The organism is Mucilaginibacter sp. P4_G9, assembly GCF_056400985.1.
Genome location: NZ_JBFUKF010000185.1, coordinates 1 through 10395, shown reverse-complemented (window position 1 = coordinate 10395; position 10395 = coordinate 1). Strand labels below are relative to the sequence as shown.

General features: G+C 39.9%; 10 protein-coding genes and 1 other RNA gene. 9 read left to right on the top strand and 2 right to left on the bottom strand.

What is annotated here, in order from left to right; genetic code table 11:
• Nucleotides 1–192 precede the first annotated feature (192 nt).
• Complete coding sequence (locus AC1DPZ_RS15975; protein ID WP_477405122.1) at nt 193–1374, top strand: acyl-CoA dehydrogenase family protein; 1182 nt, start codon at nt 193–195, stop codon at nt 1372–1374.
• A 7-nt stretch (nt 1375–1381) separates the two neighbouring features.
• Here AC1DPZ_RS15975 and AC1DPZ_RS15970 read toward each other — a convergent pair whose 3' ends face one another.
• The gene (locus tag AC1DPZ_RS15970; RefSeq protein WP_477405120.1) at nt 1382–2758 is read right to left on the bottom strand and encodes a GH1 family beta-glucosidase; all 1377 of its coding nucleotides are present in this window, start codon (nt 2756–2758) and stop codon (nt 1382–1384) included.
• Nucleotides 2759–3130: 372 nt separating this feature from the next.
• On the opposite strand from AC1DPZ_RS15970, the gene AC1DPZ_RS15965 reads away from it, so the two are divergent.
• From AC1DPZ_RS15965 to AC1DPZ_RS15930, 8 genes are all read left to right on the top strand, one after another.
• The gene (locus tag AC1DPZ_RS15965) at nt 3131–3598 is read left to right on the top strand and encodes a DinB family protein (RefSeq protein ID WP_477405118.1); all 468 of its coding nucleotides are present in this window, start codon (nt 3131–3133) and stop codon (nt 3596–3598) included.
• A gap of 45 nt (nt 3599–3643) precedes the next feature.
• Complete coding sequence (locus tag AC1DPZ_RS15960; protein ID WP_477405116.1) at nt 3644–4045, top strand: hypothetical protein; 402 nt, start codon at nt 3644–3646, stop codon at nt 4043–4045.
• On the top strand, nt 4046–4690 hold the full coding sequence (locus AC1DPZ_RS15955; protein ID WP_477405114.1) for an SCO family protein: 645 nt from the start codon (nt 4046–4048) through the stop codon (nt 4688–4690).
• Nucleotides 4687–5103, top strand: coding sequence for a c-type cytochrome (locus AC1DPZ_RS15950; protein WP_477405111.1), 417 nt, complete (start codon nt 4687–4689; stop codon nt 5101–5103). The genes AC1DPZ_RS15955 and AC1DPZ_RS15950 overlap by 4 nt, the downstream gene beginning before the upstream one ends.
• Before the next feature lie 104 nt (nt 5104–5207).
• Nucleotides 5208–5597: RNase P RNA component class A (gene rnpB / locus AC1DPZ_RS15945), an RNA gene on the top strand.
• Between the two features lie 122 nt (nt 5598–5719).
• On the top strand, nt 5720–7099 hold the full coding sequence (locus AC1DPZ_RS15940) for a sigma-54-dependent transcriptional regulator (protein ID WP_477405109.1): 1380 nt from the start codon (nt 5720–5722) through the stop codon (nt 7097–7099).
• Between the two features lie 93 nt (nt 7100–7192).
• Nucleotides 7193–7642 carry a hypothetical protein gene (locus AC1DPZ_RS15935; protein ID WP_477405107.1) on the top strand — a complete coding sequence of 150 codons (450 nt, stop codon included), beginning with the start codon at nt 7193–7195 and terminating at the stop codon, nt 7640–7642.
• A gap of 129 nt (nt 7643–7771) precedes the next feature.
• Complete coding sequence (locus tag AC1DPZ_RS15930; RefSeq protein ID WP_477405105.1) at nt 7772–9424, top strand: hypothetical protein; 1653 nt, start codon at nt 7772–7774, stop codon at nt 9422–9424.
• 5 nt (nt 9425–9429) lie between these two features.
• On the opposite strand, the gene AC1DPZ_RS15925 is transcribed toward AC1DPZ_RS15930, so the two are convergent.
• Entirely contained in the window at nt 9430–10296 is an 867-nt protein-coding gene (locus AC1DPZ_RS15925; RefSeq protein WP_477405103.1) for a fructosamine kinase family protein, read from the bottom strand.
• Nucleotides 10297–10395 lie beyond the last annotated feature (99 nt).

Sequence of the window (10395 nt, the reverse complement as noted above, 5' to 3'; positions counted from 1 at the left end):
TTTAAATCCCTTCCGCCACAGTTATTTGGAATACCAGGTATTTTTTTAAAAAAATAATAAACACAAAAACTATGTTTAAACAATTTAAACATAGTTTTTGATATAAAGTGGCTTCTGGTATCCAAAAACAGCGATTTTGATTGGTTTAAGTCAACATTAAATGATATATATTTGCCCACCAAGTATAAAATTATGGCTAAAACAGACCTGTACGAATCGCCCGATTATTATCAATTGGATGAATTACTTACCGATGAACATAAGTTGATCCGCTCATCGGTACGCGACTGGGTGAAGAAAGAATTGAGCCCTATAATTGAAGATTACGCCCAAAAGGCAGAGTTCCCGATGCAGCTGGTAAAAGGACTGGCCGGGATTGGTGCATTTGGGCCGACTATACCGGTTGAGTATGGCGGTGCAGGATTGGATTATATGGCTTATGGAATAATCATGCAGGAAATTGAGCGGGGAGATTCGGGAATCCGTTCGGCCTCATCTGTACAGGGCTCACTGGTGATGTATCCTATTTATGCTTACGGTTCTGAGGAGCAACGTAAAAAATATCTACCCAAACTGGCATCCGGGGAAATAATGGGCTGTTTTGGCCTTACCGAGCCTGATCATGGTTCAAACCCGGGTGGCATGACCACTAATATTAAAGACGCGGGCGATCATTATATACTGAACGGTGCCAAGATGTGGATCTCCAACGCACCGTTTGCCGATATTGCTATTGTTTGGGCAAGGGATGAAAATAAAAAAGTACGCGGACTAATTGTTGAACGCGGCATGGAAGGATTTACCACCCCTACTACACATAATAAATGGTCGTTAAGAGCATCTGCCACCGGCGAATTGGTTTTTGATAACGTTAAAGTTCCAAAAGCAAATGTATTACCCAATGTTACAGGCTTAAAAGGCCCGCTTGGCTGCCTTAACCAGGCGCGCTACGGCATAGCATGGGGTGCCCTTGGCGCAGCTATGGATTGCTATGATACAGCCCTGCGTTATGCTAAACAGCGGGTTCAATTTGGTAAACCAATAGCCGCTTTTCAATTACAACAAAAAAAACTGGCCGAAATGATTACCGAGATTACCAAGGCTCAGTTATTGGTTTGGCGTTTAGGGGTGCTTAAAAACGAAAACCGGGCAACCGCGGCACAAATATCAATGGCCAAGCGTAACAGCGTTGAAACTGCCATTAACATAGCACGTGAAGCCAGACAAATACTGGGTGGTATGGGTATTACCGGTGAATACCCTATTATGAGGCATATGATGAATTTAGAATCGGTAATTACCTATGAGGGTACACATGATATTCACTTATTGATTACCGGGATGGACATTACAGGAGAGGATGCCTTTAAGTAAAAGGCTACTACACTTTAGTTTTTGCTTCCAAAGTAAGTTCTTTTTCTTTCCTGGTTTCTCTTAAAAACCTGGCAAACCACTTTCCGGATAATTTTATAGTACGTTTTTGCGTCTCATGGTCAACATGAATTAAACCAAAACGGGGGTGGTACCCTTCTGCCCACTCAAAGTTATCAGTTAACGTCCAAACAAAATAGCCATTAACATTACTGCCCTCATTCTTTGCCTTTAAAACCTGATCCAGGTAATCCTTTAAATATTGCAAACGCTTGGGGTCATATACCTCATCATCAGTTACTTCATCCGGGAATGCTGACCCATTCTCGGTTATAATAATGTTTTTTACCTTTGGATAGGCATCAAACTTTTTTATCATGTGGTAAATAGATGGTGGATGTACCTCCCAGCGCATTGCCGTTAATTCAACCTTACGATCTTCGGCCTTAACAATACGGGCGCTTATATATGGAGTAAAAAATGAATATTTAACAATTTCACGCGTATAATTCTGGACGCCTATAAAATCGAAATCAAAATGCATGTTATCCTCATCGCCTGGCAAAATGTATTTTTGAAGATTTTTTAACACCGGCAGATCTTTAACCGGGTAGCCCATACCTAAAAGCGGTTCAATAAATAAACGGTTTATTAAAGCATCAGTCCTAACGGCGGCTGCAACATCCCGTGGCTTATCCGTTAATGCTTCAATTTGCGAACAGGAAAACGTGTTTCCAATTTGCACTTCGGGTAATAACCTGCGTAAAATTCTGGCACCGGCTGCAATACTTAAAACAACGTGATGTATGGTCGGCAAAAAATTCTTCATTCCGGTACGTCCCGGTGCATGAATGCCAAAAAAATAGCCGGCACCTGTAAAAACCATAGGTTCGTTCATAACCATCCAGTTTTTCACCCGGTCGCCAAAGCTGTTTGCGCAAAGGGTAACAAACTCACTAAACCATTTGATAACTTCGCGGTTAGTCCAGCCACCTTTTTGCTCAAGCGCATGCGGCAAATCCCAGTGGTAAATAGTTACCCATGGTTCTATTCCTTGTTCAAGGCAATAATTTATAACGCGGTTATAATAATCAATACCAGCCTGGTTTATTTGACCGGTACCATTGGGCAGCACACGGGCCCAGGATATAGAGAAACGAAAATTTGGTATGTTAAGTTGTTTGATGAGGTCGATATCCTCTTCATAGCGATTATAAAAATCGCAAGCAGTACGGGCATGGTCTGCATTTAAAATTTTACCTTTTTTGGTAGTAAAATTATCCCACACAGATTCGCCCTTACCATCGGCATCATGAGCCCCCTCAATCTGAAAGGCGGCAGTTGACACACCCCAGGCGAAATCGGAGCCGAAAGATTCTTTGTTCAAAGATACGTACTGATGTGTAGATTTCATTAAATGGACAACAAGGGTCCAAAATTGCAATAATATTTACGAAAGCGGGATATAAAATTCAAAATTTAATGTATGAAAGACGATTTCACACTTCTTAACATTATCCACTCGCGTAAACCGCTAATAAGATTTGAAAAAATGCTGAAGATTTTCATGTCGTGGTTTTTTAATTACTTAAAGGTACCACACCGATGTGATTTAATTGTAACAACTATATTATCAAATCGTTAAATGAAGTAAACTGGAATTTCACAAATGGAAACCGAATTTTCACAAATCCGGTTTCTCAAATAATTCGTGGAATTCGTTTTAATTCATGAAATTAGTGTCCATACATTAGTGTTTATGAAAAGCTATTTTATAAAAATGTTCAATTACGCCCAGTTTGCTAATCATGCTTTATTAAAAGCAATTACAGAAGCCGACAATACCAGGGGGGCTATAAAATTGATGGCGCATTTGCTTGCCGCCGAACGCCGCTGGCTGGACAGGATAAATGAAGTAGAACCTTATCCCAATGCCGAATTATGGCCTAAGGATTTTACCATTGGGCATTGTACTCACCTGGTAAATGAATATCATGAAGAATGGCTTGGTTTTTTGGAGCGAATTACAGAAGCAGATTTGAACAAAGTTATCATTTACCAAAACGCCCTGGGCGGTAACCAAACTTCGGTAAGCGACATTTTAACACATGTAATAAATCATGGCACACATACGCGGGCGCAGGCCGGCCAGCAATTGAAGCTTACGGGCACCGAAACCTTACCCATTACCGATTATGTTTATTATTTAAGGCAACTAAATAGCTAACATTAATAGGTTTATTTACAATATTTGCCAATACAAAACGCGACCATGAAAAAATATATTGGGATTGTATTAAGCCTTACCATTTTACTGGGATGTGCCGATAATAAAAAGCAGGAAAAATTATTATTAGATAGTGTGATTGCCGTGCATGACAAGGTGATGGCTAATGACGAACACTTGATGAAAAATAAAATGTTACTGGATAGCATGGTTAAAAATATACCCGACATTAAAGATTCGGCAAAAATCTGCCTTAAACTTGTTGATGATGCCGATAGTGCCATGAGCAATTGGATGCATAAATTTGATGTAGAGAACAAAGGTAAATCGCACCAGGAAATCATTGATTACCTCGGCGATCAAAAAAAGAAAATCTCAGCTATCGATACCCAGATCAACAATGCTGTCATCGAATCGGACAAATATTTAAATCAAAATAAAAAATAAATGCGCAAGTTATTTTTGGGTATTATCTTATTATCTGTTTTGAATGCCTGTAGCAACAAACAAAGCAAACTTCCTATTTTAGGCAACCGCGAGCCTGTTACCAAAACGGTGGATGGTAAAACGGTTACCGATACTGTATACGCAACTATACCCGATTTTAAGTTTGTTAATCAATACGCAGATACGATAACCGCTAAAAGCCTCGACGGCAAAATTTATGTTGCCGACTTTTTCTTTACCACCTGCCCGTCTATTTGCCCGGTAATGCACCGTAATATGCTTAACGTGTACAAGGAGTTTAAAGATGATGGAGACTTTCGCATTATATCGCATACCATCGACCCTAAATATGACACCATACCGGTATTAAAGCGTTATGCCGATAAAATGGGCATAACCGGAAATTGCTGGTGGCTTTTGCACGGCAACAAAGGTGATACCTATAATATTGCCAAAAGCTACCTGCAAACTGTACAGGAAAAAAATCCGGCAGGGCAATTCATCCACGATGGTTTTTTTATACTGATAGATAAGCAAAAACGCATCCGGGGAACCTATGAAGGCACCGACCCCAAAGAAGTGGATAAATTAATTGCCGACATAAAAATCCTAAAAGCCGAACCTGAACAGGCAGCTACCAAATGAAATTAAAGCTGATAAGTGGTATTTTTTTACTTTTAACTGTGTTGGTTGTTTCCTGCCAAAGCGATGAGCAGGTTGAATTTTACCGTTATTATTCCGGCGGAAGTGCTATTTATCAAACTCATTGTCAAAACTGTCATGGTTCAAAAGGTGAAGGCCTGCAGGCACTGATTCCGCCACTTACAGATGTTGCTTATCTTAAAAATAATAAGGCTTTATTAGCCTGTTTCCTTAAAAATGGGCTTAAAGGTAAAATTATTATAAACGGACGCGAGTTTGAGGGTGAGATGCCGGCTGATGACCTCGCCCCTATTGAAATTGCAAAAGTACTAACTTACGTTACCAATTCATTTGGTAATAAAATGGCAACTATTAACTTGCAAATGGTTGAAAGTGATCTGAAAAAATGCCGGTAATTAGGCTCATGGTGAATCTACAGCCTTGATTTTAATAACAAAATATCTACACTGCGCTCCACAAACCCGTAACCCCAACTCAAACAAATTTTACTACCTTTACAGTCGCAAAACGTTCTATCGCTGCTAACTTGTTTAGCGGAGGAAAGTCCGGGCAACGCAGAGCATCCTGCTTCCTAACGGGAAGGCGTCGGCAGCCGACGACAGCAAAGTGCCACAGAAATAATACCGCCACGGTTTTTGACCGGGGTAAGGGTGAAAACGTGAGGTAAGAGCTCACGGCATAACCGGGCGACCGGGGATGACGGTAAACCTCAGGAGTTGAAAAACCAAATAGGTCTTGAAAGCGGAGCTGCTCGCTCCCGTGTCCCGACTCGTCGGGACCGTTAAGATGGGTAGGTTGTTTAAACCTGTCAGCAATGGCAGGGCCAGATTAATGATAGAAGTTGCCCCTCCGGGCAATACAGAACCCGGCTTACAGATTTGCTGCTGATAAAATGCCCCTTTCCTGGAAACAGGAAGGGGTTATTTTTGTTAAAAGCAAAAGTGTTTATTTTTCTATACAAATCTTATATATTAGCACCAAGTACATTACTACCTATTACATATATAAAACATGGCAAAAATTTTAATTATAGATGATGAACGGGCCATTCGCAGCACTTTGCGCGAGATCCTGGAATATGAGGATTACGAAGTTGAGGATGTAGATAACGGTGTAGATGGTTTACAACTGATAGAGAAAAAGGACTTTGACCTGATACTTTGCGATATAAAAATGAATCGCATGGATGGTATGGAAGTGTTAACCGAGGGTTTGGCACTGAAACCCGACCTGCCTTTTATCATGATAAGCGGCCATGGCACTGTTGAAACAGCTGTTGAAGCCAGCAGAAAAGGTGCTTTTGATTTTATATCGAAACCACCGGATTTAAACCGCCTGCTCATTACGGTTCGTAACGCCCTCGACAGGGGAAGCCTGGTAGTCGAAGCTAAAGTATTAAAACGTAAAGTATCTAAGGTTCGCCCTATTTTAGGTAACTCACAGGCTATTCAAAAAATAAAAGAAACTATCGAGCGTGTAGCCCCAACAGATGCGCGTGTTCTTGTTACCGGAGCCAATGGTAGCGGCAAAGAGTTGGTTGCACGTTGGCTGCACGAAAAATCGCACCGTGCAAATGCACCTATAATTGAGGTGAATTGTGCTGCTATCCCATCAGAATTAATTGAGAGCGAATTGTTCGGGCACGAGAAAGGCTCATTTACATCTGCCATCAAACAACGCATAGGTAAATTTGAGTCGGCAAACGGAGGTACGCTTTTCCTTGATGAAATTGGCGATATGAGCCAATCGGCCCAGGCCAAAGTATTACGGGCTTTGCAGGAAAGTAAAATTACCCGTGTTGGCGGCGAAAAAGAAATTGATGTTGATGTACGCGTTATAGCGGCAACAAACAAAGACCTGTTAAAGGAGATTGAAGCAGGTAATTTCCGTATGGACCTTTACCATCGCTTAAGTGTTATATTAATTCATGTACCACCCTTGGTTGATCGTAAAGATGATATAGGCTTGCTTACACAAAGTTTCCTGGATGAGATCTGTAACGAATACGGGATGCCGGTTAAAAAAATATCTGACTCGGCACTTGAAGCCCTTAAAGCTCTACCGTGGACGGGCAACATTCGTGAGTTAAGAAACATGGTAGAACGTTTAATTATTTTAAGTGATAAAACCATAACCGATAATGATGTGAGGGCATTTGCCAATCCCTCTACACCGGCTACAACCGTAGCAGGCAACAATGCGGCCCCTCAAACAGATTTTGATCAGTTCAATAATTTTCAGGAGTATAAAGATTTTGCTGAACGTGAGTACATCAAATTCAAGCTGGAAAAAAACAACTGGAACGTATCAAAAACTGCAGATGATATAGATATTCAACGCAGCCACCTTTATAGTAAAATCGAGAAGTTTGGCTTAAAAAGAGGAGAATAAATACTGGTATTGTATTTTAAGCGATTTGCAAAAGCAGATCGCTTTTTTGTTTACAACAAAATGGTTATTATTGTGGAAACCGTATCATAAATTATGAAAATTCTTTATTCAGCTTTAATTTGTGCCTTTATTTTATCATCCTGCGCTCAAAAGGAAATCAAATCAGACCAGCCACTTGTTGGTACCTGGCATTTAATATCAAGTAAAAGCATTACTAAAGGCGATACAGTTGTAACAACACCATCTAAAGACGAGGAAATGGTTAAAATTTTCAATAGTACCCATTTTGCATTCTTTACACATGATTTGGCACATGGCAAAACCGCCAAGCCTGTTTACAGCTCAGGTAGTGGTACTTACATTTTATCGGGAAGCAATTACCAGGAACATTTAGTATATTGTGATGCCCGCGAATGGGAAAACAGGGATTTTAAATTCACCGTGCAATTTAAAAATGATACACTTGTACAAAGTGGTATAGAAAAGATTGACAGCCTTAAAATTGACCACGAAATTATTGAAACCTACGTTAAAATAAAATAATATCTACTGTATTTATCGTTTGATTAAATATTGGAGATTACTTCCGGATATTATACTTATTCTGACTTGAATAGACTTTGTATTATATTTTTATATTTGTTTATAACATTGTGAAGCTTAAGCTCAAAATTGACAAGAAAGATAAATATGTTTTATCATTTTAAATTCTTTACTGTTATAGCAATTACAGGCATGTTTTTTAATGACTGCCGGCAAGATAAAGCAAAATCGGATGCAAGCAGCATAAGGGATACTACAACAGTAGGCAACACTGTGCTTAATAGTGTTATCCTTGCAAGCCCTACCCCATTAAAAAACATGTTTGGTGTAAATTCATATGAATGGAATTTCCTTCAGGATCCGGCTAATGTGAACCTTAAAAGCACCATTTATGAAGCGAATATGTCTGTTATTAAGTCGTTTAGTGCCGTTAGGCATTACATGAACTGGAACAAGCTGGAAAACAGTAAAGGAGATTATACATTTAATCCTACCAACAATGGCGGCTGGGATTATGATCTTATATATACGCGCTGCAAACAGGAAGGTATTTTGGTTTTAGCGGATATGAAAAACTGCCCCACCTGGCTGGTAAGCACCTATCCGCCAAATATGCTGGATAATGAAAATGTGCCGATACCTTATGGGCAGGACAAAAGTGATCCTGCATCGTATATTGATCAGGGGCGGGCTGCTTTTCAGTTTGCCGCACGATATGGGTACAATACGGCCGTTGCCCCGGAATTGGTTAAAGTAAACCCTATCCCCCGCTGGATAAATGACCCGCCCAACGTTGTTAAAATAGGATTGGGCTTAATAAAATACATTGAATGTGGCAATGAGTGGGATAAATGGTGGAAAGGCCCTGCAACTAAGCAAACTCCCGAAGAGTATGCCGCCAACCTATCAGCTTTTTACGATGGTAATAAAGGCAGGTTAGGCAACAATGTGGGTGTAAAAACCGCAGACCCCGGCATGCAGGTGGTAATAGGCGGCCTTGCAACCTGCAACGTTGATTTTGTAAAAAGAATAATAGAGTGGTGTAAAACAAACAGGGGATATAATGCCGATGGCAGTATTAATTTATGTTTTGACGTGATTAACTATCACTTTTACAATAATGATGGTAATATTTTAACGCATAAAGGCGCTAAAACGGGTATAGCACCAGAGCTATCCATGGCGGGTACTGTTGCGGGTTCCTTTGTTAAACTTGCTTATTCGCTACAAAAACCTCCTGAAGTTTGGGTAACCGAAACTGGCTATGATATTAACCAGCATAGTTACCAAAAAGCAACACCAATTGGTAATAAAACGGTTTTAGAAACGCAGGCCGACTGGATACTAAGAACATCATTACTATACATCAGGCTCGGAATTAAAAGAGTATTTTACTATCAGCTATTGGATGATACCCCAAATGCAAATGTACAGTACGCAACATCGGGTCTTGCAGAGGATGGAAAACGCAGACCCGCGGCTGATTATATTTTGCAAACCAATAAACTAATGGGCAGTTATACTTATCGGTCAACCATTAATACAGATCCCCTGGTGGATAAATATATTTCCGGTTCCAAAAAAATGTATGTGTTAACCATACCCGACCAAAAAAACCGCACAGCAACTTATATTCTTGACCTGGGTACTGCCAAAGCCAATATTTATACTTTAAAAGCAGGATCTGATAAAGCTGCAACAACTACCGTTAATACTGTTGCAGGTAAGTTGTCTGTAAATGTTACAGAAACCCCCGTTTTTGTTGAAGGTGTAGCACAATAAAATTATTAAACAAACGCCGACAAAGTAGTACGCACCTGATTGGTATAACTATCTCCAAAAAGGTTTACATGCAATAATAATGGGTACAGGTTCCAGATCTTAAGTCTTTGTCTCCAACCTTTTTGCAACGGAAAAGTGCTATCATAGGCTTCATAAAAAACTGCATCAAAGCCTCCAAACAAGGTGGTCATGGCAATATCAAACTCCCTGTTACAATAGCAAACTGCGGGATCTATAAGGTAAGGACGTTCATTTGTATCAATTAAGTAATTGCCGCTCCAAAGATCGCCGTGTACTAAAGCAGGCGGTTCTTCAGTAAAAAGACCGGGGAGTTTTTGATACAGTTTTTCAAATAATTGTATATCGTTACTGCCTAATCGTTGTTTTTCAAAACCAATTTTTATCATGGGCTTAAGTCGTTCCTCAACAAAAAAAGCCCCCCAGGTGCTATGCTTCGTATTGCTTTGCGTTAACGATCCCATGTAATTATCGGTAGTAAAACCAAAATATTCCCAGGTATGCCTATGCATTTGGGCCAACTGTTCTCCTAATTTTTGAGATGATTTGCGTGTGCTGAGGCCCGGTTCTATCCATTGCATTACTAAATAACTCTCCGCCTCTGTTTCACCCTGTAGTATTACATCGGGTACAGCAATGCTTTGAGTTGATCTGATAGCAGCCAATCCCTCCTGTTCAAGTTTAAACATGCCAGGATAATCATGTAAGCTATTAACCTTTAAAAGGAACCTTTTTGTTGCTGTTTGCAGGCGATAAACATTGTTAATACTCCCACCACTCACCGGTATCACTTTTAATATACTGGTACCCAGTTTAGTTTCAATATCATGAATCATTTTATTCGCGATGGGCATTTTATTCAAATGATTAATTTACAAACCCAATAGTTAATTTATTAGCCTTATACAATTATCGGTTTAAAAAGATATTTTTGCGGTTCAATGGAGCATATT